A 23,803-nucleotide genomic window follows, 5' to 3' on the forward strand; every position below is an offset into this window, starting at 1 on the left:
AAAAGGGATTTCAAGGAGATTTAATTAAGATGATGAGTCCAAAAGCAAAGAAGACTATATCAGCGGTTATTGTCATTGCTCTTATACTTGCAATGGTGCTGACTATGGTTCTTCCTTATATTGTTTGAAGAAGACAGAGTAAAACGAAGCGGCAGTCCATTGAGGACAGCCGCTTTTTTTATAACAGCAGTAATATTTGTTTTGGGATTTCTCATTAAACATAACAGCAGATTGGATATTTAATATGAAATATAAAATTACTCCCGGTCAGGATCTGGTTATGGTCGGTGAAGCAGGAACCTACGCTGTCAGAAGGCTTTTGGAGGGTTTTTCCGATAAGATCAGTGGCAGATTCTCAAATAGTTATCTTGCTGAAGAGATCAGTAAACTTTCTGAACAGGATGAGGCTATAGAACAGTGGTATAATGCAGCGAGAGAGGCACGAGCGGGACAGCTAGATGATCCTGTGGAAAGTCTGATTCCGGGCTATAAAAGTAAATACGGAGTTACAAAGGTATGTCCTGTTGAGAAGGGGGGAGTTCTGAAGGCTCTGTGGGATTTTTGTGAGTCAGAGGCATTGGACCCTGAAACAGGAAAGAAAAAGGGAAATGGAGTTGGCTGTGAATTCAGATATGATCGTATCCCTGTAAGCCAGTTCACAACTGAAATTTGCGAGATATTTGATTTATCGCCATTTAGGCTGTGGTCTGAGAATTGTTGGATCATGGCTATGGATAAAGGGACTCAATTCTGTGAAGATTTTGTAAAGCTTCAGATCGAGCATTCCAAAAGTATTGCCGATGAAGGCCTTTTAAATGGAAAGAGAGCAGGCTTTGACAGCGAACATCTGCGTACCACTGAACCTGTTAAAGCTTCTGTTTTTGGAAGATTTACAGCTGAAAAAAAGAGAATACGTGTAGATGGGGCGGAAATTGCCTATTTGACAAAGGAATCTTATGAGGAGTTGGATAAAATACTCATGGGAGAAAGTGAGGAGAAAAAATGAGAGAGAAAATATTGACTATAATAGAAAAGAATTCTCGTCTTACCGTTAAGGATATAGCCAGTATCCTTGGAGAGGATGAGGTAAAGGTAGCTGCTGAGATTGAAGCTCTGGAAAAGGAACACATAATTTGCGGTTATCATACACTTATTAACTGGGACAAAACAAATGATGAAAGAGTTGATGCTCTTATCGAGGTAAAGGTTACTCCACAGCGAGGACTTGGATTTGATTCCATAGCACAGCGCATTTATCAGTATGATGAGGTGGATGCAGTATATCTTATGTCCGGCTCTTTTGATTTTACCGTTCTTATCAGCGGAAAGACTATGAAGGAGGTAGCATCTTTCGTTTCCAGCAAGCTTTCTCCTATGGATTCTGTACTTTCAACTGCAACACATTTCGTACTTAAGAAGTATAAGGATCACGGCACTGTCATTGAGCAGCCGAGAGTTGATGAGAGAATGAAGGTATCACCATGAGAAATCCTTTAAACAGTAAGATCACAGGAATACAGCCAAGTGGAATTCGTAAGTTCTTTGATATAGTTGCAGATATGAAGGATGCTATTTCCCTTGGTGTAGGTGAGCCTGATTTTGATACTCCGTGGCATATAAGAGAAGAGGGTATACATTCTCTGGAAAGAGGAAGAACCTTCTATACATCCAATTCAGGTCTTAAGGAGTTAAGACAGGAGATCACCAATTATATAAAGAGGAACTATGATGTTGATTACAATCCTTTGACGGAAGTTGTGGTTACAGTAGGTGGTTCAGAGGCTATAGATCTTGCCATGAGGGTAATGCTTGATCCCGGTGATGAGGTACTTATTCCTCAGCCAAGCTATGTATCTTACGTTCCTTGTGCCATAATGGCGGGAGGTGTTCCGGTTCCTATAGAGCTGGAAGAGAAGGATGAGTTCAGACTCACACCTGAGAAGCTGTCTGAAAAGATAACAGAAAAAACAAAGCTTCTCGTTCTTCCGTTTCCAAACAATCCTACAGGTGCCATAATGGAGAGGGAGGATCTTGAAAAGATCGTTTCCATCATCGAAGAGAAGGATATCTATGTTATCACTGATGAGATATACAGTGAGTTAAGCTACAAGGGTAAATCTTCGAGTATCATAGAGTTTCCTGGTATGCGAGAAAGAACCGTATACATAAACGGTTTCTCCAAAGCCTATGCCATGACAGGATGGAGACTTGGATACTGTTGCGGTCCACAGCTTATAATGAAGCAGATCCTGAAACTGCATCAGTTCGCTATAATGTGTGCACCTACAACCTCCCAGTATGCAGCGGCTGAAGCATTGAAAAACGGAGACGAAGATATCGCCAAGATGAGAGAATCCTACAATGAACGCCGCAGGTATCTGGTGACCAGACTTAGGGATATGGGGATGGAGTGCTTTGAACCTTATGGAGCGTTTTATGTATTCCCATCCGTAAAGAATTTTGGTATGAGCTCTGAAGAGTTCGCCACAAAACTTCTTGAGGAGGAAAAGGTAGCCATCGTTCCGGGTACTGCTTTTGGAGATTGTGGAGAAGGGTTTATGCGTATTTCTTATGCATATTCTATTCAGGATCTGAAGAAGGCTCTGGACGGAATAGAGCGTTTTGTAAGCCGGCTTAAAACAAAATAAAGCGGAGGAAGCTATGGCATGGTACGATAGTGCAATTTTTTATCACATGTATCCCCTTGGCATGGTAGGAGCTGATAAGGAAAATGACGGAGGAGAAGTAAGACAGCACTTTCATGAGCTGACAGCCTTCATACCTTATTTAAAGGTCCTCGGATGTGACGCTATCTATATAGGACCCATATTTGAGTCCGGAAGTCACGGTTATGACACCATTGATTATAAGATGGTGGATAGAAGGATAGGTTCCAATGAGGACTTCAGAAAATTTGTGGATACAGCCCATAACTATGGAATCCATGTAGTCGTGGATACGGTATTCAATCACACAGGAAGAGGCTTTTTTGCATTCAGGGATATCCAGGAGAAATTGTGGGACAGTCCATACAAAGACTGGTACAAGGGCATTGATTTTTCTCAGAGATCTCCTTTGGGAGACAGTTTTTCTTATTCTGCCTGGAGAAATGCCTGGGAGCTGCCGGAATTGAATTTCAACAATGAATACATGAGAAAGTATCTCATTGAAGTGGTTCAGTATTGGGTAGATACCTTTGATATAGACGGTCTTCGTCTTGATTGTGCAGATGTGCTGGATATTAATTTCCAAAAGTCTCTCAGATACTTCACAACTCAGATGAAGCCGGAATTCTGGATAATGGGAGAGGTCATTCACGGGGAGTATCCGAGATGGGTCAATGCCGAGACTCTGCACTCTGTTACCAATTATGAACTGCATAAGTCCATATACAGCGGTTTCAACAGTCACAACTTTTTTGAGATAGCCCACAATCTGAACAGAAACATGAATATAGCCAGAGATCTCTATCTTTTCCTGGAGAATCATGATGTTGATAGAATAGCATCAAAGCTGGAGAATAAAGATAATCTCAGATCTTGCTATATGGCACTCTTCACATTGCCCGGAAAGCCTTCCATTTATTATGGAGGAGAATTCGGACTTGAGGGAAAGAAAAGAGACGGCTGGGATGACAGTCCCCTTAGACCATCCATCAATATAGATGAGATGAAGCCGAATAAGCTGACTTCCTTTATAGCAAAGCTTGCCGAGATACATGGAAAAAATTCTGAGTTGCATATGGGACAGTATAAGGAGCTGTATCTTCAGTGTAAGCAGTGGGCGTATGCTCGTCTCGATACAAACAGTGCAGTGATTACGGCTCTGAATAATGATGAGGAGCCGGCAGTGTTCTATGTTACTCTTCCTGTTAAGGGAAATGTCGCCTTTGACCTGTTAACTGAAGAGGAGATCCGGATAGAGCAGGATAACCGCATCATGATTACCCTGAAGCCTAATTCAGGAAAGATCATAAAGGTGAAGTGAATATTAATTCCATTTTTTGAACTAATACGAGATTTATTTTTCAGACCGATCGGCAAAAGCCGGTCGGTTTGTTGTATAATGAGACTGATTAGCGATTTATGAGCGTATGGAGGGGAATCATGGCAACAAGGTCTTCAGCAAGCAGAAAACTGACCAGAGAAAAAACAGTAACGAAAAGTGCTGCAAAAAAAACCACAGCCGGGAAAAATACACTCAGAGTGGTAGAACAGATTGAGACAGCTGAGGTCTCAAATGAAAAAAGAAAATGTAATGTTGAATTGGATCCTGTTTTCATAACAGAGTTGGATCGTTATCTGTTCGGACAGGGAAGAAATTATAAAATATATGAAAAGATGGGTGCACATCCGGGCACTTTGTTCGGAAAGAAGGGCATGCATTTTGCTGTTTGGGCGCCTCATGCAAAGGCAGTGTCCATAGTTTGCGACAGAAATAACTGGAATGTAACTGCAAACTATATGCTTCCGCTTGAGAACAGTGGCATATATGAAGGTTTCATAGAGGATATGGGATATGATGAGCTATACAAGTTCGCCATACACACCCAAAGAGGAGAGGTACTTTATAAAGCTGATCCCTATGGCTTTTCAGCTGAATTTCGTCCGGGAACAGCATCTAAAACTGCAGACGTATCAAACTATAAATGGGGAGATGCAGACTGGCTCAGTAAGAGAGCGAAGACTCCGACATTTGCACAGCCTATCTCCATTTATGAATGTCATATAGGTTCATGGAAAAAGAAGGATAGAGAAGAGAAGAATGGTTTCTATACCTATGTTGAAGCAGCGGAGGAGCTTGCAGAGTATTGCAAAGACATGGGGTACACGCATGTGGAGCTTATGGGAATAGCAGAGCATCCGCTTGATGCAAGCTGGGGATATCAGGTAACAGGATATTATGCCCCTACCAGCAGATATGGTACGCCTAAGGAATTTATGTATATGGTGGACTATCTGCATAAGAATGGCATAGGTGTTATCCTTGACTGGGTGCCGGCACATTTCCCGAAGGATGCTCAGGGACTGGCGGATTTTGATGGTACTGCCACATATGAGTATGCAGATCCACGTATGGGAGAGCACCCGGATTGGGGAACAAAGATTTTTGATTACAGTAAGAATGAGGTTAAGAATTTCCTTATCGGTAATGCACTCTATTGGTATGATGAGTACCATATTGATGGATTGAGAGTGGATGCGGTAGCTTCTATGCTCTACTTGGATTATGGACGTGAAAACGGGCAGTGGATACCGAACAAATATGGTGGAAACGGAAATCTGGATGCCATAGAGTTCTTTAAGCACTTAAATTCTGTTATACGCGGCAGAAAAGACGGCACCATGATTATAGCCGAAGAGTCAACTGCCTGGCCCAAGGTAACTGCATCTCCGGAAGATGAAGGACTTGGATTTACCTATAAGTGGAATATGGGCTGGATGCATGATTTTCTAGGATATATGAAGCAGGATCCACTGTTTCGTAAAGGTGCTCACAATATGATGACCTTTGGTATGAGTTATGCTACTGCAGAGAAATTCATACTGGTTCTGTCACATGATGAAGTTGTTCATCTTAAATGCTCCATGATAAACAAGATGCCGGGATTATATGAAGATAAGTTCAGAAATCTTAAGTGTGGTTATCTTTTCATGTTCGGTCACGCCGGAAAGAAGCTTCTTTTTATGGGGCAGGATTTCGCACAGCTGCATGAGTGGAATGAGGCAGTAGCACTGGACTGGTATCTGACAGAAGAACCATGGCATAAGAATATGCAAAATTTTGTTAGAGATCTTCTTCATATTTATAAGAAGTATCCTGCTATGTGGGCTCTGGATGACAGCTGGGATGGTTTTGAATGGATAAATGCTGATGATGCTGACAGATCTGTATTTAGCTTTGTACGTAAGGACAGTACCGGAAAGAACAGCCTTCTTTTTATAGTCAATATGACACCGATGGAGAGAAGTGACTATGTCGTAGGAGTTCCAGTAAACGGAAGATATACTTTGATACTTAACGAAGATGGAAATGTTGATTCAAAGCAGTCAAAGAATGTAGTGCACTCTGAGAAACAAGAATGTGACGGACAGCCTTATCGTATAAGTTATCCACTTCCTGCATACGGATGTGCGGTATTCAGATTTGATTACCATAAATAAATGTTAAACTATTAACAATAAACAAAAAGGAAACGGAAATTTCGTTATTTATTTAACAATTTTCTGTTTCCTTTTATTTTTTGCTGTAGTAAAATTGGCATATAAGTAAGAAGGATGTTTTACTTGGTAAAGGAGATAGAATATGGCTAGAGAATTATTATCACAGAGCTCTTCAAAAAGCGTATATCGTGACGGCGACAGAATCTTAAAAATATTTGCAAAGGACTTTGATAAGGCAGAAGTATTCCATGAAGCATTCATAAATACAAGGGTAGAGAACATCGAAGGTATAAATGTTCCTAAGATTTTGGGTGTATTCGTCGAGGACGGACAATGGGTGATCGAGAAAGAGTATGTTGAAGGAAAGACATTAAAGCAGCTCATGGACGAAAATCCTGAGAAGCTGGATGAGTATATCGGAAAGCTTGTAGATCTTCAGATGACGGTATTTACGAAAAAAGCACCGTTGCTTCAGAAGCTTAAGGATAAGATCACATATCAGATAAACGGATTAAACACTATTGATTCCAGCACAAGATATGAACTTCTGACGAGACTGGAGTCTATGCCTAAGCACTTTAAACTTGTGCATGGTGACTTCAGACCCTCCAACATTATCGTTAAGGATGACGGAACCATGTATCTCATCGACTGGGTACATGCGGCACAGGGTAATGCCAGTGCGGATGTGGCTAGAACCTATACGACTTTGTATTTATATGATCAGAACGCTGCTGAGAAGTATTATGCTGATTTCTGTTCAAAGACCAACACTGATAAGAGTTATGTTCATAAGTGGCTGCCTATCATAGCTGCTGCCAACCTTACAAAGAAAAGACCTGAGGAAAAAGAAATCCTCGAAAAATGGCTCAATGTTGCAGATCTGATGTGATATGGGTTTGACAATTGAAAAAAAGATATGATAAAATCGCTGTCATTAATCTGACAGCGATTTTATCATATGAAGAATCTGATTATTATAAGAAAAAATATCCTATAATCGTTAATTAGTACATATTTATTATCGTTAAACAGTATTATAATGTGTTATACTATGATTAATTGATGCAAAGTGCTTTTCAAAATACTTTTTTATATTTAAAATATAAAAGCTTAAGACCGAAGCTTTTGTGAGCACTGATAGTTTTTATTTTGTGAGGTGAATATATGAAGAGATGGTATAGCGAGGAAAGAGTCGCTCTTGTAATCAGTAAAGAAGAGTTTCCTGTTATATATCAGAACTATCTTATTAAAAATATGAAGTATATCCGAAATGAGTGGATCAAGGATATGAAAGACACTTCAACTCCTAACGTAACTCAGGAGCAGTTCATGAATCGTGAGATCATTGGTGAGACTAAGTGGATCCGTGCGCAGTTTGCCGGAAGCATGGGTGAGGCTGAGGAGCAGTTCTTCAGTGTTTATGCTCTTGATAACAAGCCTGCTGAAAGAAGTATCGTATTCACTCCATTTATTTCTGTAGATGGATTCGGAAGTGCCGGTTTCAATTCAAAGCGTACAAAGATCGATTACTCAGATACTGATAAGCTTTACTATATTCTTCCTGATAAGATGGATTACTGTGATATGATTTCTGCTGTATCAGGTACAGTTTATTCTACGAAGGCCCTCAGCACAGAGTATCGCACAAAGCTTGGTGATTATCTTCCAGGAAATTTTGCCATCGAGTCACATATCGGTCTCATTTCCTTTACTTATGAGAAGGAAGTTTAAGCGTAATAATATAAAATAGTAGTCTCCCGGGGTTAGATATTCTGCCTTGGGAGACTTTTTTTCGATAATATTTCAGGGTACGTTTTATTCGATCATGCGTCTTCAGGAAGCTTATTCATTATCAGATCAAGAGCGATCATCATGCAAAGACCTATTTCCAAAGCCATAATAAGAGGGAATGCTTTTTTGAATATAAGTCCGCCTTTCAGGAACCATACAAGAGATGGGATAAGTATCATCAACAGTATCGTGAAAAGTATTTTTCCCTTTAAGGAGTTGGATCTATTTTTTTCACTAAGTGATTCTTCAATAGTTGGTTGATGAATCATAGCCGCTTCTGATACTTTTTCACATTTCTTTGTTTTTCCCGGAAATGAGAAGAGACCGAAAATCTTTGGATGTTCTTCTTCGGAAAGATCCTTAATTTCCACCCCCGGCACAAGATCATCTTCGGGGTAATCCTCATTTCCATAGTCCGAGTTAAATGCAATTTCGTCAGCTGAATAGACTGTTTTAGGTGAGTGGTGGAGTTCAGGAATATCTCTATGTGATGTTGAGTCATTAGCAGAAGGGGAGGATGAATATGAAAGAGGAAGCTCGTTAATAGCTTTATCGTTTCTTTTTATAGAAGTAAAATCACTCTTACTATCATTTTTATACCTGGGATCAAGAACTATGCCTGCATCTATGGGTCTGAAGATTCCATCATCAGATACCATAGTCCGGGTTTCTGCTGTCTTATCAGTAGATGAATCGAATTCCGACGAAGAACAGTTGATCTTAGACATTTGTTCTTTGGCCATATTTGTTCTTACTATACGAAGCAGATCCGTGAGCTGATAGAACTCCTTTCCGCTTTCCTGAAATAATGAATAGGCCATGATAATGGCTCTGTCATCAGTATAATCAATATGCTTAAGCAGATAGGAAAGAAAATCTGACAGGGTAGTTCGGAATATGTTTTCAAATGAGGGGATAAGCGTAAAGATCCATTCATCGTTTTCAGGACAGAAAAAAACAGATGAAGGCGATAGAAATACTGAGTTTTCGGAGATCATATATTCCTCGAGGGTAGAGAGCAGCTTATTCAGACTTTCCATGAAAATGGAGATGGCTGAATGGGTCAAAGGATGGGATTCAAGGTGTTTTTCCATGGATTCGAGGCCCGAGATGACATAGCTAAGTGTATGATCTTCTGCCGAAATGCTGTAGTTCATCTTTAATGTACCGGGAATAGAGGTTTCTTTTAAGAGCTTTGATTCATAGCTGTCCTTCGGCAAAGATACATTTTTAATATGCATATAGCTGTGTCTTAAAGAATATTCATAGCTTATGTTGTTTTCTGTTATATTCATAATTGGTTCTCCTTATTCTGCGGGATCCACATCCTGTTCAAATAGGCTGATCTCCCGTATGAAATTTTCCGGTTTAAATATCTTTTCTCCATCGGCTTCATGACTGTTGATTTCGGATTCCAATGCTGATCTCGTGTAGGCATTGATCCTGGATTGAAGATGTATGGCACCGTTGATCAAAGTTGCGATGACCAAAAGGGAAATGCTGAAAATATATGCGGCTTCAAGAGTGTTCATAAAAATTCTCCTGTGAATTCCATATTTCTTAGAATGAAATAAAGTCCGGGCAGCATAAAAGGGATAAATGGAAGGGAAATGGTATATAAATGTTTTCCTTTCAGCTTCCCATAAATCAGAATGATGATGCTTGCGATAAATGCTGTCATAAAACCACTGATGATGAGGATAAGAATATAGTTTAAAGGAATAAATAATGCGGAAACAGTTATGAATACAGCGTCACCTATTCCCAAACCGCCTCTGGAGACTATGCTTATCAGTGAAAGGACGATCCCTGGGATAAATCGTACCAGGGAGCATATGACCAGATCAGGTCTTAAAACGGTTTCTGACAGGAAGTTGAAGTATATAAAAACGGGGAATCCCACTAGAATGAACAAAATATGCAGAAGATTAGGAACGCTTTTGTTCTTTAGATCATAGATACTTGAAAGAAAAAAATATGACAGAAATATCAAGAGATAAAAATAAGTTATGGAAAAAGAAATGTACATTTGAATTCATATCCTTTACAAAATCAGCTACATCGTACACAGGCGTGTTTTCCTGCTGCTACAGCTTCAGATTTTTTCATCGGCTGGATATAGCTGGATAGTGTTTTACATGTAGGAGTGCTGTGATAACTTCTTGCTCCACTTGTGTAATAGACCGTAGAAAGTCTTGTATTAGGTCTGCAGGAAGCGCAAGGAGAGAAGCGTCCTCCGAATTTGGTTCGAAGATTAAGGATAGCTGCGCCGGAGGTCATTTTGATGTCGTGCGTTATGTAAGTACAGCTCATGGTGCTATGATATACGTCACTGTCTTTGGTGCTTACAAAAACGGTTTCATCCGCGTTATCGTCAGAATTACCGTTATCCTCCATCCAGCGATTGCCTTTTTCACCTATCCATGCCCGTCTGCTGGCGACGATCTGCTGGGAGAGACCGTTTAATCCAAAGACGGAAAAGGGTAAGATGGCTTCATAATTGGCAACGTATTTGATTTTTTTGTCTGTGACCTCTGATTCACTCAGCATATCGATGTTCTTCATGCCGGGCTGTTCAATCTGTGATGAAAGAGAAAGAGCGGAAATAGTGGTTTCCATCCCGTTCATAATATCTGTATCCAGCTTTATGGTGCCATCCTTGGTCTTGTAGTATTCTATGTATTTTTCCTGAGCCACCATACGTGCATTATCTTCAAGAATGATACTTGCGTTGCGCTGGTGGTTCAGGATCAACATAGGAGTAATGAAGATCACACTGGCAAATATGACAAGTGTCAAAGCAAGTGAAGCCTCCACTGTGTATGAAGAACGACATGAGGAAAGAAGCAGATTATTTAATTTTTTAAAAAATAAGGTTTTGTATTCTGATTGCGATTGTTCGTACCTGGAGTGTGTGAACGTTGGCAAAATAAAATCAATAAAGTTCTTCTTCATGTCGGTTTTCATTAATGAGTATCGTTTTTGTATTTATAGTAGGTGGATAAGTTAAAAGAATACTTTTTTTCGGGATTTGAACCGTATACAAGAGGAATGATCCCGGTATCGTACATTACATGCTGCGTGTCTGCCTGAATATCTATCCTTAGGGCATAGAGGCATTCATCTATAGAAAATGAGGTTTCTGGATCCTTCCCTATAACCTGTATGTTTTTTTCTATTCTGCTGAGCATCCTTTTATTAATGATGGTCTGGTCGAGTAATCCCTGACCGAGAAGAAATGTTCTGAGATAATCTCTATAGGATAATCCCTTTTTACTGTCAGAGTCAGCCTCAATAGAACGGCTGCTTCCAAAATCCAGAAGACCGCCTATATCCATGGACCAGCTTTCAGAATCGTGAAAAACAGGTACCTTTCCGTTGGAAAGAAGGGTTTTAACGTCTTTTATTGATTGTGCCAGAGCCCAGATTCCCAATACAAAAAAGGTAAAGACCGAAATAAGGGCAGGATTAGCTGTTACACAAAGAAAAGAGGTCACAAATGCCCGTGCTTCGTTACGTTTTGCTGTATCGGTATAGAGGTAGATAAGGTTAAGACCTTCTCGCAGGGTTACAAGCTTGGCGACAAATTCAGAAAGATTTTCATAGTCACTTTCTTCTCCGCCTATAAGATACTCTATTTCCAGATTGGTGTTTCCGCTTGGAGGCATAGTATCTTTTTTGGGAATACCCTGATGATAATAGTTGAAATATTTTATGGCATATTCTCCCATGATGGCTATTTCCACAGGATTCAATGTGGAATCAGTCATAAAATGTGGATTACTCACATTTGTTTTTGATTTTGAGGGAATCTCCTGATTTTTGGGAAGTACCATGGAGAGAAGATCAGCTTCCGCAAATCTGCTGATTTGGTCGAGAAGCTGCTTGTTTTTGTTGTTTATCTGCGAAACATTTCCATGGTAACTTATGAGTGGAAAACTACTCCAATCATGAGCGGCACTATTGTAAAATTCGGTGATTTCAGAAGAAAAGTCATAATCCTCATCGTCTTCGTCATCCTCATCCTCACAAGACTCCATAGCTTCTTCCAGCCATTCTTCAAATTCTATAACATTGTTTTCTACACGATCCGCTTCATTGCGAAGATGCATAGTTTGTGAAGGGATCGCTTCTATTTCTGCTCTGACAGAGCCATTTCCTGAAACATAATTTTCATATTCTGATATTTCAGCTTCTATTGCGGCAATGCCCTCTGCGGAAAGAGTGGCCTTTCTGGATTCAAAATCATTCCTCAATTCCTGTACCTTTAAGGCAAGGTTATCTGCTGCAGAGCTGAATTCCCGGACATATGAATCGATAGAATCAAGAGAAGCTGTGAATTGATCCTTATGGCTGTAAAAACTGTAGGGGCTTTCTGCGTCAAGATAAGACCGGCAGTCATGATGACAGGCGGTAGCGTTTTTTGCAGCGGCGTCAACATTGAAAATAGCATTTTCAACCTGTTTAAGGTCATCGGAATTCAGAGAATATTTTTTTTGCAGTTCGCTTATTTCTTTTGTTTCGCTTGTCCTTTTGAAGATGTTTTGCATTTCTTCGGAAATATCCGCTTCGATATATTCAGATCCTGCGAAGTGTATAAGAGAATCTATGAGCCCGTATTTCATATATTCAAGGACCTCTTCTTCAAAACAGGTATCCTCTGTTAAATGAAGCTGTTCTGAGAGAATGATGTTTTCTTCCTTGAGACTTCCCGGAAATAGATTATGGGCTGTCCTGTAGGGTTCGGTGAAGTTATAGAATTCTTCTATGAGATCACCATCCGTTCTGTATTGGAGTCCCAGGACTCTGTAATTTTCCCATAGTGTACGATGATATTGAGAAAAAAGAGATTCCATGGATGCGTCGGAAGCTACCTGCCAAAAGTATCTTTCACCTGCGGTTCTGCAGGATTCAACTATGGTAAGCAGTAGTGCGGCGATCATGGTAAAGCTCAAAGCCATGAAAATAGTTACAGAGCATTGGGTATCTCTACGGAACATCAATATACGCTCTGGGCAGAGCTGTCTATCTGATCAAAGATGTCTGTTAAGAGAGCATTTATCCTTCCCTTGAAGACGATGACAAGGGCAATGAGTACTACCAGAATGAGTACCATTTCGATTGTACCGATTCCGGATTCGCCATGAAAAAGATAGTGAATATGGTTTTTTACAGCATTTTTGAATTTCATACCATAGTAAAAGAGTCCATAACGGCATTTCTCATAGACCTTATTGATCTGTTCCTCGAGATCATTATCAGGTCTTGAGGGTAAACCCGGCATGGTTAAAATGGCTGCAGTAGTAGTTGTGTTCATGTTTAATTCTCCTTTTGAGGTTTTGCCTCAGTTAAAAATATATTTAAATCTCAATATTAATTTTGAGATCCAACAGCGTTTTGAAAATTTCTATAGGAAAACTCTATGTAATTAGAGAACTATTGTATTGCTGTAAGAGCAGGGACGATGATTATCACCATTACTATGGAAAGTAAAAGAAACAGAGGGAGTAAAAGCTTTGTACCTGCTTCTTCTCCGAGACGCTTTGCTGTGGTCTTACGTTGCTCGAAGGCATCGTTCATTTCAAGCTCCAACATTGCTCTCAGATTCTTTGTGCCGGTTCTTCTGTTTTGCTCTATGAGACTGACAAGCTTTGTATATGATTTGAGATTGATTCTTCTTCCCAAATCTATATACACCTCGGATTCAGGCATATTTCTTTGAAACTGGTAGCAAAGTATCCTTAATTCATGATATAGAGGACGGTCGGGACGAAGCTTACGCTTGATCAGTTTGTCGTAGTTTTCGGATATAGTGATAAATGAGTTTTTAATTGTCAGACCTGCTCCGGTATATACAATGAGCTTTGATACAAGGTCGGAGTAATCAAGAAGCAGCATTGCATCCCTTTTCTTTTTTTCTTCCTTTGTCATGGATCCCTGTCGTAGATAAAGAGCTGCGGCTGCGATGATTCCGAGAAACGGGAAAATCAGATAAGTATTATCCTGGGCTTCATGATAACTGAGTTTTAAACCATCGAGTTCTGTAGGAAGAATGAGAGACTCATTTTCAAGACCGGATATATTTGCTTCATTTATTTTTTTATTGAGTGCTTTAAGCAGAAGTTCATAATCGCTAAAAGACTTTGGTATGACATTGACATAGATCTTATAGGGTTCAGAATGATATTTTACCTTTATGTAATCCTTTTGATCCTTATCATCCGCACTATCAGTTTCGGGAACAATGTAGGTGCTCATGACCAGAGAAAGGTAACCTGTTACAACCGTACCTTCCGGGATATCATCATTATTCACCTTTCCGTCATCTTCTATCAGGTGCCGGTATTTTCTGTAATCTGAAGGATCCTCGGTTTCCGGGTAGAAATCCCAGGACAGTTCCACACCATATTCCTTAAGTTTCGTGATCAGATTTAAATCATGGTTAACTGATGCAAGGCTTTGATCGCCTTTTACTATGAAACCCTCGATGTTTTCGACTATATAAGAAAAAACTTTATCAGCTTCCTCTTTTGTGTAACGTCTTGGACTTACAGTTATGTCTAAAGGTATGTCCTTGTCAGATGAAAGACCGGACACTTCCAGAGAGAAGGTCCTGTTGCTGCTGCCGTAGCTGCTTCGTTTAATGAGATTTCCGTTAGTAATGATGCTGGAGTTCAGTGATGAAAAAAAGACTATAGCACTCAGGATGAGAGATACCGCTATGCAGAGTATCTGTTCCTTAAGGACTTTTTGCGGTATGTTTTTGAATTTTGATGTCAGATAGTTTTGTGATTTTTGAAGTAGAGACGAGTATTTTAGATGGTTTTTCATGTATTTATATGAGAATGCTTATATTATACTTCTATGCTCATGATGCGATTTGCGAGAAAAATGGAAAGAAAATATATGAAAAGACATATAGTCATAGTTACCCTTCCCAGAAAGGTAGTATATAGAGATACAAAGAAATCCGGAGAAGTTATATTCATGTAAATGATTATGATAAATGGGATAATGTTCATCATCCGCTGCTCATATATCTTTGATGCGTTTAATGTTTTTATATCTTCAATTATCTGAACCTTATCTCTGATGATCCCGGAGGTGTGAGTCAGTATATGAACCAGATTCCCTCCATTTCTTTTGGCGATATTAAAGGTATCGGCGAAATTGCTGATATCATCAAGACCGGAACGGAAGGCAAAATCCGAAAGCATTTCTTCCAGAGGCTTGTTTAGATTTAAACCATTGACTATAGCGGAGAATTCAGCAACTATCATGGCCCTTTCACTGAACATTGTCTTTAGTTCCGGTATAGCGGCACGAAATGCATTTTCCGTGGAGTAACCGGCACTTAAAAAGGATGAGAGTATGGAAAGAGATTCTTTGAATTGGTTTAGCAGATCTCTCCTGCGTTTTTCTATGAGACTGTTTCGGATAAAAAAGGGATAAATGAAGCATAGAGGCAGCAGGACAAAAAACAGAAGCTTACTGCGGTAAAAGGTATAGCTGATTAAAAGATCGCCTGTTGAAGCGAATAGAACATTACGGAAAAACTCAGAAACGGTGAAAGCGTATTTACTGTAATCTGTTAAGGAGTTTCTGGTTTTTCGAAAGGGATGAAAGTTTTTGAAGCTTTTTGCCATCGTATTTATAGAGCTGATTGAGGATGATTTCACCGTTTTCAATTCCTGTGACCTCCGATATTTCTAGGACTCGACGTTTATGATCCTTGGTTTTTCCCAGATGAATGACTATTTCTATGGCTGATGCAATCATATTTCTAATAGCTGGAAGAGGGAGATCTGCTGCCTGAAGTATCATGACCTCCATACGTTTAAGCATGTCTCTTGCGGAATTGGCATGACCGGTGCTGATGGATCCGTCATGTCCTGTATTCATGGCGTTAAGCATATCGAGAGCTTCTCCGCCTCTGACCTCGCCGACGATTATTCTGTTAGGCGACATTCTGAGAGATGCCTTTATGAGATCAGACATACTTATCCTACCTTCACCTTCTGAATTTGCATTCCTCGTTTCCATGGAAACAAGGTTCTGGACATTCTGTATCTGAAGCTCTGCTGAATCTTCTATGGTTATCACACGTTCATCAGAGGGAATATACTGGCTGAGTGCATTTAAAAATGTTGTCTTGCCACTGTTGGTTCCACCCGATATGAAGATGTTATAACCTGCTCTGGTGAGATTTTTCACGAAATCAGCTGCTTCTTCAGTGAGAGACTTGTAAGAGATGAGTTTTTCCATAGTTATAGGTTCAGGGAATTTTCTGATGGTAAGAGTTGGACCTTTGAGAGAAATAGGAGGAAGTACGACATGTACTCTGGAACCGTCCTCCAGACGGGCATCTACAATAGGATTACTGGTATTTACAGAACGGTTTACCTTACTGACTATAGTCTGTATTACCTCTTCGAGCTGATCCTTTGATTCAAAGCTTCGGTTCCACTTTTCCTGATGGCCGAAACGTTCTATAAAGATTTCCTGGTGAGAATTTATCATTATCTCAGTTATTTCGGGATCATCCAGCAGCTCTGAAAGAACATCCAGACGTCGAAAGCTGTTAAAAATCGCTGATCTAAGATACAGTTTATTTTTCAGACTTAAATCCTTACGCTGATAAAGTATCTCATCTATTTTACCGTAGAGTTCTTCATCATCCAGATTTTGTCCGTCTGTCAGTTCGGAAACGATCTTATGTTTTAAATCTTTTTTTAGTTCACTTAATGAGTTCATGATCAAAAATAAATGTAGTTCTTTATAACGGCGGAAGTATATTCCATAAGAGTATCTGAAGCATTAGGCATATCGATGGAAGGGTGCAGTTTTTCTGTATCGGGTACAATGAGCTTGGTTATATGATTAAGTACCTCGGGGGATTGGGATCTGGAAAGATGTGATTCCAGAAGTCCAAGCTTTAAATTGGATGAGGAATCTTCGGTTATAGGCATAAATATCCTGCTGGCATAAGGAAGAAGTCCTTCGATGCGGCTAAGAATACTGTCTGAATCTAGTATGATGGCATCCTTTTCTGAAACCGATCTGATATGCTGAATGAAATCAATCAATTCTCCGGAATCAAGAGTTGTAAGATCTTCAGGTGTTCTCACCGGCAACAGATGGTCATAGTCCTTTGAGTGACAGATGAGATCCTGAAAACGGGATTTTGTAAGCTTTCCTTCCTTGAAAAAATAGAAGGCTTCAGATAAAGTGTCGTGAAAAAGTGCATCACCGTGGAAAGTTTCAAGATCAGAGACCTCCTCCAGTGTTATGTAAAGAGGATTACAGTCTTTTGTTAGTGCTTTTGTAAGACTTCTGGCGAAGGTTGTTTTTCCGGAACGTCCGATCGGACTGTAAACAAGATACAGCTTTGCTAGTTCTCCGTTATATTCTATTGGGGATTCTTCTCTTTTTCCGTATACGGATAGGATTTCCCGTAAAATGCTTTCTCCGGATTGATATTTATATATTTCATGATTCCTGTGTACGGAGCTTTGGGTGGCTGATTCGGAGTATGGTTTTGGAGGAGACTCTGAAAGTCTGATGAGTGACCTGGCGGGGATCCGGTAGAGGGGATTGTCAAAAGATGCTTCTGTGGATTCCGGGCCTCCGGGGGTATGTGCACCTTGGTCATGATCCGAAACTTTTATTTCACTGCCTACAAGAAGTTCTATGGGGTGATCCTGAGAGAAGTGCTCAAGGGCTTTGTAGTCGTGAAAAGAGTATACAGTAAAGGGACAGTTTGAATGAGCAGAAGCGAATTTTTTGAATCGATCGCTATAGATCTGATCTTCATCAAAAAAAGCAAGTATGTGCTGCATGGTTATCTCCTTATAAAAAGTGTTTCATTGTTTTCATTAGGTTTTGCAGAACTCAGTGAAAACAATTAGTGACCAGTCCCGGAATTGCACCGAGAAAAACAGGAACAGCCAGGGGAAGAGAATTGAATTCTGGAATGGTAATGTAGGCTCCAAGAGTTCTCCATAGTTTTATTAGCAAACAAAACAAATTGTTCGTTTCCCTATCGTGAGGCACAGTTCCTGATACATTGGGGGGAACAATAGAATAAAGAACTGTGACCCGTCTGCAATTATTTTTGGGGGTGAGATCATTACAGAAGGGGTATGTTTTGGCTGATAAACCTGTTTCAGCTTTGCTGATCATGATAAAGGCAAGGGCAAGCAGGAGACCGGGAAGAAGCAAGTAAATGCCTTCGAAGAATCCTGTCCATGAAAGAATGAGAGCCAATAGTTTGGCATCACCTGCCCCTGCATGAGTCATAGCGGTAAGAACTGAGAGCACAAATCCGATGAAAAGATACTGAGTGAGAAAGAAGAGTGGATAGAAGAGGTTCAAAGTGCCGTTTTCTTCCACGATAGAGATACATCGAAAATTGAAGAGAATTCCGAGTGATAGATAAGTACCGAGCAAAAGATTTGGGATACGTCGATCAAAAAGATCTGTGAGAGCAGCTCCGAAAAGAAACTGCAGAAGAATCAGGTTTGATGCTATCATGTTGCCTCCGTATGAATTTGTGAGTTCAGTATAGGCGCTGTTAATCAGGATTCATATAGTCTAAAAAACGACCATGTCTAAAATCAGACTATACGTTCTGTGAAATGAAAACATAATAGTAGAATTATGATGTGCATGGAATCAAGAAGACTGATAGTGCTTACATTCATGGATTTCAAGCCGGTTCACAGATACCTGAGTAAACCTTGGCTGTGAGTTATAAAAACAGAAAACCATAGTCCTTGGTCAATGCTGACAAAACATATGTAAGATTATGGTGATTATATACAAATGCCTTGATATTTCGTAATTATTAATAAGCGCTTGATTGATAAACTCTTGGGATATGCTAAAATATCTAGGTCCAAAAACACTCATATGTCGAGGATGAAGATAAAATCATTAGATATAAATGATGGAGAGCAATATGGATTTTTTTGAAGAGTATAAGCGTTGGATAGAGTTTGCAAAGGGCTCTGATGAAGATATAGAGAAAGAGCTTGAGTCTATGGAGGGTGATGAAGTAAAAATAGAAGATGCCTTCTACAGAGATCTCGAGTTTGGAACAGGAGGACTCAGGGGAGTAATCGGTGCGGGAACCAATCGTATGAATGTTTACACTGTTGCTAAAGCTTCCCAGGGACTTGCTAACTATGTGGTAAAAAAGTATCCTGTCGAGAAGCGCCGTATTGCAGTTTCCAGAGACAGTCGTATCAAATCAGATATTTTTGCCAGAACGGCGGCAACAGTCTTTGCTGCCAATGGAATAGATGTTTATATCTATGAGGATATAATGCCTACACCTTGTCTCAGCTTCGCTACAAGGGAGCTTGAGTGTGCAGCAGGTATCATGGTGACAGCCAGCCACAATCCGTCAAAGTATAACGGCTATAAGGTATATGGAGATGACGGATGCCAGATAACAACCGTAGCTGCTGCAGAGATACTTTCAGAAATCGAAAAGATAGATATATTCAGTGGAGTGAAAAATCTTCCATTCGGAATCGAGGGCACAGCGGATGAGCCTGTTGCCATCACTGATGCCGGCGATGAAAGAAAGGGAAGGATATACTGGATAGGTCCAAAGATCTACACTGATTTCATAAAGAATGTAAAGGCTCAGTCAGTACTTTCTGAAGATGAGAAGATAGATAGAAATGTCGCCATAGTTTATTCACCCCTTAATGGTACAGGATTAAAGCCGGTGACCAGAGTTCTCAGTGAGAGCGGATACACCAACATTACAGTGGTAAAGGAGCAGGAAGCTCCTGACGGAAATTTCCCGACATGCCCGTATCCGAATCCCGAGATAAAAGAGGCTATGGCCCTTGGTATGGAGTATGCAAGGAAGGAAAATGCAGATCTTTTACTTGCAACCGATCCGGACTGCGACAGAGTTGGAATCGCTGTTAAGGATGAAAACGGAGAGTACCGTCTTTTAAGCGGAAATGAGACAGGTATACTGCTCCTCGACTATATTGCATCCAAGCGACAGAAGAATGGCAGCATGCCGGAGCATCCTGTTATGGTAAAGACCATAGTTACCATGGACATGGCAGAGCGTATCGCCGAACATTATGGAATAAAGACCGTCAATGTACTTACAGGCTTCAAGTTCATAGGTGAACATATAGGAAGACTTGAAAGTGAGGGAAGGGAAAAGGATTACATATTCGGTTTTGAAGAAAGCTACGGTTATTTAAGTGGTGGATATGTGAGAGACAAGGATGCTGTTGACGGAGCCTTCCTTATCTGCGAGATGTTCTCGTACTATAAGACCAGGGGTATAAGTCTTCTGGAGAAGCTCTCAGAGCTCTACAGGGAGTATGGATACTGCTTAAATACTCTTCACAGCTATCAGTTTGAGGGTTCTGCAGGATTTGAGAAGATGCAGAGGATAATGCAGCAGTTCCGCATGGATTCCTACGCGGCAAAGCTTCAGGGTGCAGCAGTACCTGAGGATAAGCCGGGACAGCATCAGGCAGAAGCATTGGAATGCTTTGGCGACAAGGCTATAGAAAAGCTTTTGGATTACAAGCCGGGCCTGGACGGACTTCCCAAGTCTGATGTACTGAAGTATCTTTTGAGTGACCACTGCTCCGTTGTGATCCGTCCTTCAGGAACGGAGCCTAAGCTTAAGGCGTATATCTCCATCAGTGCGGAGAGTCGTGAAGCGGCAGAAGCCGTTGAAGAGAAGATAGCTTCAGAGCTTCAGGAAAGAATGAAGTGAGAATAATGACAGTGCGAATACCGAAGAGATTCGATATCATTTTTTGACGCGCACATTATAATATTTGATCCGGTGAATTTTTCGATTTCTGAATCGGAAGATTCACCGGATTTTTTTGTAGAAAAATATACAAATATAGGGATGATTATTTTAATAAGGTGCTTGTCTTTGGATGGTAAAAATAAAAACAAAATAAAATTAGCACTCACCACTTGAAAGTGCTAACAACTGAGCTATAATCATTATTAACAGAGAAAGATATATCCGGATGTTTTCTCTGTATGTTTTTCAGGAGGAATCAGTTTATGAATATCAATAAATTTACCAAGAAATCAATAGAAGCTATAAACAAGTGTCAGGATATAATCACAGAGTACGGGAATCAGTATGTTGAGCAGATACATCTCTTGTTTAGTCTTATCACCATAGATGAGAGTCTTATCGCTCAGCTTTTAAAGAAAATGGGAGTTCCTGTTGATGAGTTCAGGGATAGTCTGGAGGCTGAGATCTCCAAGCTTCCGAAGGTCACAGGAACGGGTCAGATGTACATGTCACAGGCTGCAAACCTTGCCTTGACTAGAGCTGAGGATCATGCAAAATCCATGGGAGATGAGTATGTTTCCGTAGAACATATTTTCCTTTCCATAATGAAGGAAGCAGATCCGGCAGTAAAACGTCTTTTTAAGGAATACAACATAACAAAGGATGGATTCTTAAAGGCACTTTCTGAGGTACGTGGTAATCAGAGAGTGGTTTCAGATAACCCGGAGGACGTTTACGATACCCTTAATAAGTACGGATATGAGATGGTGCAGGGTGCCAGGGAGCAGAAGCTTGATCCTATCATCGGTCGGGATGATGAGATACGTAACATCATACGTATACTTAGTCGAAAGACTAAGAATAATCCTGTTCTTATAGGTGAGCCCGGTGTTGGTAAAACAGCTGTAGTTGAAGGTCTTGCCCAGAGGATAGCAAAGGGAGAGGTTCCTGAAAGTCTCAAGGATAAAAAAATATTTGCACTTAATATGGGTTCCCTTGTGGCAGGCGCAAAATACAGAGGTGAATTTGAGGAGAGACTCAAGGCTGTTCTTGATGAAGTAAAGAAATCAGAAGGACAGATACTGATGTTCATAGATGAGCTCCATACCATAGTGGGAGCGGGAAGAACAGACGGGGCCATGGATGCAGGCAATATACTTAAGCCTATGCTTGCCAGAGGAGAGCTTCACTGTATCGGTGCCACGACTCTTGATGAATACCACAAATATATAGAAAAGGATGCGGCCCTCGAGAGACGTTTCCAGCCTGTACAGATCGATGAGCCGGATGTGGAGGATACCATTTATATTTTGAGAGGTATCAAAGAGAGCTATGAGCAGTATCATGGAGTCACCATTACGGACAATGCTCTTGTGGCGGCGGCAACATTATCCGACAGATATATCTCCGACAGATTTCTTCCGGACAAGGCCATAGACCTTGTGGATGAGGCCTGCTCCATGGTGAAGACCCAGATGGAATCCATGCCGGAGGAAATGTCAGAGATTCAGAGCAGACTTACACAGTTAAGGATGGAGCAGATCTCTCTCAAGAAAGAGGATGATAAGCTTTCAAAAGATCGTCTTCAGGAGATAGAGAAGGAGCTTGCAGAGCTTCAATCTGAGTTTGATGCCAAGAAGGCTCAGTGGGACAATGAAAAGAATTCCGCTGAAAATCTTCAGAAGCTCCGTGAACAGAGAGACCGCGTCCGTAAGGATATAGAAAAGGCCATGCAGATGGCTGATTATGATAAGGCTTCAAAGCTTCAGTATCAGGATCTTCCGGAAATAGAGAGAAAGCTTTCAGAAGTTGAAAACAGTGTTCACGGTGAGGACAAGTCACTCCTTCAGGAGACTGTAACTGAAGAGGAGATAGGGAAGATAGTAAGCCGCTGGACAGGCATACCTGTTTCCAAGCTCAATGAATCGGAGAGAAGCAAGGTACTCCATCTGGATCTCGAGATTCACAAGAGACTCATAGGTCAGGACGAGGCTGTGGAGAAGGTAGTGGAAGCGATCCAACGTTCAAAGGCAGGCATAAAGGATCCGGGAAGACCTATAGGCTCATTCCTGTTTATGGGACCTACCGGTGTAGGAAAGACCGAGCTTGCCAAGGCTCTGGCTCAGAATCTTTTTGATGATGAAAATGCTATGGTACGTATAGATATGTCGGAATACATGGAAAAGTATTCCGTATCGAGACTTATCGGTGCGGCTCCGGGATATGTTGGATATGAGGAAGGCGGTCAGCTTACAGAGGCTGTGAGACGTAAGCCATACTCTGTTGTGCTTTTTGATGAAATAGAGAAGGCACATCCGGATGTGTTCAACATACTGCTTCAGGTACTGGATGACGGACGTATCACAGACAGTCAAGGTAAGACAGTGGACTTCAAGAACACCATAATCATACTGACCAGTAACCTGGGCGCCCAGTATCTTCTGGAAGGGATCGATGGAAACGGAAACATCACAGAGGCAGCAAGGAAAAATGTTCATGATGAACTCTTTAAATCCTTCCGGCCTGAGTTTTTAAATCGTCTGGATGAGATCATAATGTTTAAGCCTCTTAGCAAGGACAACATCGGAAACATCACAGATCTCATGATAAGCGATATCAATAAGCGTCTTTCGGACCGTCAGCTTTCCATAGAGCTTACATCCGGTGCCAAGGAATATATCGCAGATTACGGATATGAACCTCAGTTCGGTGCAAGACCACTTCGTCGTTTCATTCAGAAGAACGTAGAGACAATGGTAGCAAGATGCATACTTGAAGATAAGGTTCAGGAGGGTGACACCATGGTCATCGATCAGAGATTGGGAAAACTCAGTGTTGAAATCAGACATTAAGGATATAAGAGGAGTAGTAATTTCAGTATCCTGTCATCTAAATTTAAGCATTTCTTTTACTATTCTGTGATATACTCAAAAAGATTTAAGATGGTGCACATCATAAGAGCTTTATATGTGCATCATCATATCTTTTTGATTGAAGCAGCCCTTAGGTGCTGTTCATCATATTGTATTCCGGGAGAAAA

At 40.6% G+C, this 23,803-nt stretch carries 20 protein-coding genes; 9 read left to right on the forward strand and 11 right to left on the reverse strand.

Going from position 1 to position 23,803, the window contains the following annotated elements; all coding sequences use genetic code 11:
• Positions 1-244: 244 nt before the first annotated feature.
• From BXO88_RS00405 to BXO88_RS00435, 7 genes are all read left to right on the forward strand, one after another.
• A complete protein-coding gene (locus BXO88_RS00405; protein ID WP_078035821.1) occupies positions 245-1,006 on the forward strand; it encodes a hypothetical protein in 762 nt (253 codons plus the stop codon).
• Positions 1,003-1,485 carry an Lrp/AsnC family transcriptional regulator gene (locus BXO88_RS00410; RefSeq protein WP_078035822.1) on the forward strand — a complete coding sequence of 161 codons (483 nt, stop codon included), beginning with the start codon at positions 1,003-1,005 and terminating at the stop codon, positions 1,483-1,485. Before BXO88_RS00405 ends, BXO88_RS00410 begins: the two co-directional genes overlap by 4 nt.
• The gene (locus tag BXO88_RS00415) at positions 1,482-2,648 is read left to right on the forward strand and encodes a pyridoxal phosphate-dependent aminotransferase (RefSeq protein ID WP_078035823.1); all 1,167 of its coding nucleotides are present in this window, start codon (positions 1,482-1,484) and stop codon (positions 2,646-2,648) included. The genes BXO88_RS00410 and BXO88_RS00415 overlap by 4 nt, the downstream gene beginning before the upstream one ends.
• Before the next feature lie 13 nt (positions 2,649-2,661).
• Entirely contained in the window at positions 2,662-3,987 is a 1,326-nt protein-coding gene (locus BXO88_RS00420) for an alpha-amylase family glycosyl hydrolase (RefSeq protein WP_078035824.1), read from the forward strand.
• Between the two features lie 218 nt (positions 3,988-4,205).
• Positions 4,206-6,164 carry a 1,4-alpha-glucan branching protein GlgB gene (gene glgB, locus BXO88_RS00425; RefSeq protein ID WP_242945124.1) on the forward strand — a complete coding sequence of 653 codons (1,959 nt, stop codon included), beginning with the start codon at positions 4,206-4,208 and terminating at the stop codon, positions 6,162-6,164.
• A gap of 142 nt (positions 6,165-6,306) precedes the next feature.
• Positions 6,307-7,056, forward strand: a complete 750-nt coding sequence (locus tag BXO88_RS00430) for a phosphotransferase (protein ID WP_078035826.1) — start codon at positions 6,307-6,309, stop codon at positions 7,054-7,056.
• 275 nt (positions 7,057-7,331) lie between these two features.
• Positions 7,332-7,898, forward strand: coding sequence for a hypothetical protein (locus BXO88_RS00435; RefSeq protein WP_078035827.1), 567 nt, complete (start codon positions 7,332-7,334; stop codon positions 7,896-7,898).
• Between the two features lie 92 nt (positions 7,899-7,990).
• On the opposite strand, the gene BXO88_RS00440 is transcribed toward BXO88_RS00435, so the two are convergent.
• The 11 genes from BXO88_RS00440 to BXO88_RS00490 all read right to left on the reverse strand — a co-directional run bounded on the left by BXO88_RS00440 (position 7,991) and on the right by BXO88_RS00490 (position 18,491).
• A complete protein-coding gene (locus BXO88_RS00440) occupies positions 7,991-9,253 on the reverse strand; it encodes a DUF6382 domain-containing protein (RefSeq protein WP_078035828.1) in 1,263 nt (420 codons plus the stop codon).
• A 12-nt stretch (positions 9,254-9,265) separates the two neighbouring features.
• A complete protein-coding gene (locus BXO88_RS00445; protein WP_078035829.1) occupies positions 9,266-9,490 on the reverse strand; it encodes a hypothetical protein in 225 nt (74 codons plus the stop codon).
• Positions 9,487-9,987, reverse strand: coding sequence for a prepilin peptidase (locus BXO88_RS17205; protein ID WP_078035830.1), 501 nt, complete (start codon positions 9,985-9,987; stop codon positions 9,487-9,489). Before BXO88_RS17205 ends, BXO88_RS00445 begins: the two co-directional genes overlap by 4 nt.
• A gap of 23 nt (positions 9,988-10,010) precedes the next feature.
• A complete protein-coding gene (locus tag BXO88_RS00455; RefSeq protein ID WP_078035831.1) occupies positions 10,011-10,757 on the reverse strand; it encodes a hypothetical protein in 747 nt (248 codons plus the stop codon).
• 167 nt (positions 10,758-10,924) lie between these two features.
• A complete protein-coding gene (locus BXO88_RS00460) occupies positions 10,925-12,958 on the reverse strand; it encodes a DUF5702 domain-containing protein (protein WP_139355462.1) in 2,034 nt (677 codons plus the stop codon).
• On the reverse strand, positions 12,958-13,275 hold the full coding sequence (locus BXO88_RS17015; RefSeq protein WP_330395032.1) for a Flp1 family type IVb pilin: 318 nt from the start codon (positions 13,273-13,275) through the stop codon (positions 12,958-12,960). Before BXO88_RS17015 ends, BXO88_RS00460 begins: the two co-directional genes overlap by 1 nt.
• A gap of 119 nt (positions 13,276-13,394) precedes the next feature.
• Entirely contained in the window at positions 13,395-14,789 is a 1,395-nt protein-coding gene (locus tag BXO88_RS00470) for a hypothetical protein (protein ID WP_078035833.1), read from the reverse strand.
• A 23-nt stretch (positions 14,790-14,812) separates the two neighbouring features.
• Complete coding sequence (locus tag BXO88_RS00475) at positions 14,813-15,604, reverse strand: type II secretion system F family protein (RefSeq protein ID WP_078035834.1); 792 nt, start codon at positions 15,602-15,604, stop codon at positions 14,813-14,815.
• Positions 15,537-16,712: a CpaF family protein gene (locus BXO88_RS00480; protein WP_078035994.1), complete on the reverse strand. Its 1,176-nt coding sequence runs from the start codon at positions 16,710-16,712 to the stop codon at positions 15,537-15,539. Before BXO88_RS00480 ends, BXO88_RS00475 begins: the two co-directional genes overlap by 68 nt.
• A 2-nt stretch (positions 16,713-16,714) precedes the next feature.
• A complete protein-coding gene (locus tag BXO88_RS00485) occupies positions 16,715-17,797 on the reverse strand; it encodes a hypothetical protein (RefSeq protein ID WP_078035835.1) in 1,083 nt (360 codons plus the stop codon).
• A gap of 52 nt (positions 17,798-17,849) precedes the next feature.
• Positions 17,850-18,491: a prepilin peptidase gene (locus BXO88_RS00490; protein ID WP_078035836.1), complete on the reverse strand. Its 642-nt coding sequence runs from the start codon at positions 18,489-18,491 to the stop codon at positions 17,850-17,852.
• A 427-nt stretch (positions 18,492-18,918) separates the two neighbouring features.
• Here BXO88_RS00490 and BXO88_RS00495 point away from each other — a divergent pair, with 427 nt between their 5' ends.
• Together BXO88_RS00495 and clpB are read left to right on the forward strand one after the other, a co-directional pair.
• Positions 18,919-20,721, forward strand: a complete 1,803-nt coding sequence (locus BXO88_RS00495; RefSeq protein ID WP_078035837.1) for a phospho-sugar mutase — start codon at positions 18,919-18,921, stop codon at positions 20,719-20,721.
• A 305-nt stretch (positions 20,722-21,026) separates the two neighbouring features.
• Entirely contained in the window at positions 21,027-23,615 is a 2,589-nt protein-coding gene (gene clpB, locus BXO88_RS00500; protein ID WP_078035838.1) for an ATP-dependent chaperone ClpB, read from the forward strand.
• Positions 23,616-23,803: the final 188 nt, after the last annotated feature.

Source organism: Oribacterium sp. C9 (assembly GCF_002007235.1).
Lineage (GTDB): Bacteria > Bacillota > Clostridia > Lachnospirales > Lachnospiraceae > Oribacterium.

Excerpts from the sequence above, each read along its gene's own strand:
- BXO88_RS00405 (WP_078035821.1), top strand. The coding sequence starts at position 245 with ATGAAATATAAAATTACTCCCGGTCAGGATCTGGTTATGGTCGGTGAA.
- BXO88_RS00410 (WP_078035822.1), top strand. The coding sequence starts at position 1,003 with ATGAGAGAGAAAATATTGACTATAATAGAAAAGAATTCTCGTCTTACC.
- BXO88_RS00415 (WP_078035823.1), top strand. The coding sequence starts at position 1,482 with ATGAGAAATCCTTTAAACAGTAAGATCACAGGAATACAGCCAAGTGGA.
- BXO88_RS00420 (WP_078035824.1), top strand. The coding sequence starts at position 2,662 with ATGGCATGGTACGATAGTGCAATTTTTTATCACATGTATCCCCTTGGC.
- BXO88_RS00430 (WP_078035826.1), top strand. The coding sequence starts at position 6,307 with ATGGCTAGAGAATTATTATCACAGAGCTCTTCAAAAAGCGTATATCGT.
- BXO88_RS00435 (WP_078035827.1), top strand. The coding sequence starts at position 7,332 with ATGAAGAGATGGTATAGCGAGGAAAGAGTCGCTCTTGTAATCAGTAAA.
- BXO88_RS00440 (WP_078035828.1), bottom strand. The coding sequence starts at position 9,253 with ATGAATATAACAGAAAACAACATAAGCTATGAATATTCTTTAAGACAC.
- BXO88_RS00445 (WP_078035829.1), bottom strand. The coding sequence starts at position 9,490 with ATGAACACTCTTGAAGCCGCATATATTTTCAGCATTTCCCTTTTGGTC.
- BXO88_RS17205 (WP_078035830.1), bottom strand. The coding sequence starts at position 9,987 with ATGTACATTTCTTTTTCCATAACTTATTTTTATCTCTTGATATTTCTG.
- BXO88_RS00460 (WP_139355462.1), bottom strand. The coding sequence starts at position 12,958 with ATGTTCCGTAGAGATACCCAATGCTCTGTAACTATTTTCATGGCTTTG.
- BXO88_RS17015 (WP_330395032.1), bottom strand. The coding sequence starts at position 13,275 with ATGAACACAACTACTACTGCAGCCATTTTAACCATGCCGGGTTTACCC.
- BXO88_RS00470 (WP_078035833.1), bottom strand. The coding sequence starts at position 14,789 with ATGAAAAACCATCTAAAATACTCGTCTCTACTTCAAAAATCACAAAAC.
- BXO88_RS00475 (WP_078035834.1), bottom strand. The coding sequence starts at position 15,604 with ATGGCAAAAAGCTTCAAAAACTTTCATCCCTTTCGAAAAACCAGAAAC.
- BXO88_RS00480 (WP_078035994.1), bottom strand. The coding sequence starts at position 16,712 with ATGAACTCATTAAGTGAACTAAAAAAAGATTTAAAACATAAGATCGTT.
- BXO88_RS00485 (WP_078035835.1), bottom strand. The coding sequence starts at position 17,797 with ATGCAGCACATACTTGCTTTTTTTGATGAAGATCAGATCTATAGCGAT.
- BXO88_RS00490 (WP_078035836.1), bottom strand. The coding sequence starts at position 18,491 with ATGATAGCATCAAACCTGATTCTTCTGCAGTTTCTTTTCGGAGCTGCT.
- BXO88_RS00495 (WP_078035837.1), top strand. The coding sequence starts at position 18,919 with ATGGATTTTTTTGAAGAGTATAAGCGTTGGATAGAGTTTGCAAAGGGC.
- clpB (WP_078035838.1), top strand. The coding sequence starts at position 21,027 with ATGAATATCAATAAATTTACCAAGAAATCAATAGAAGCTATAAACAAG.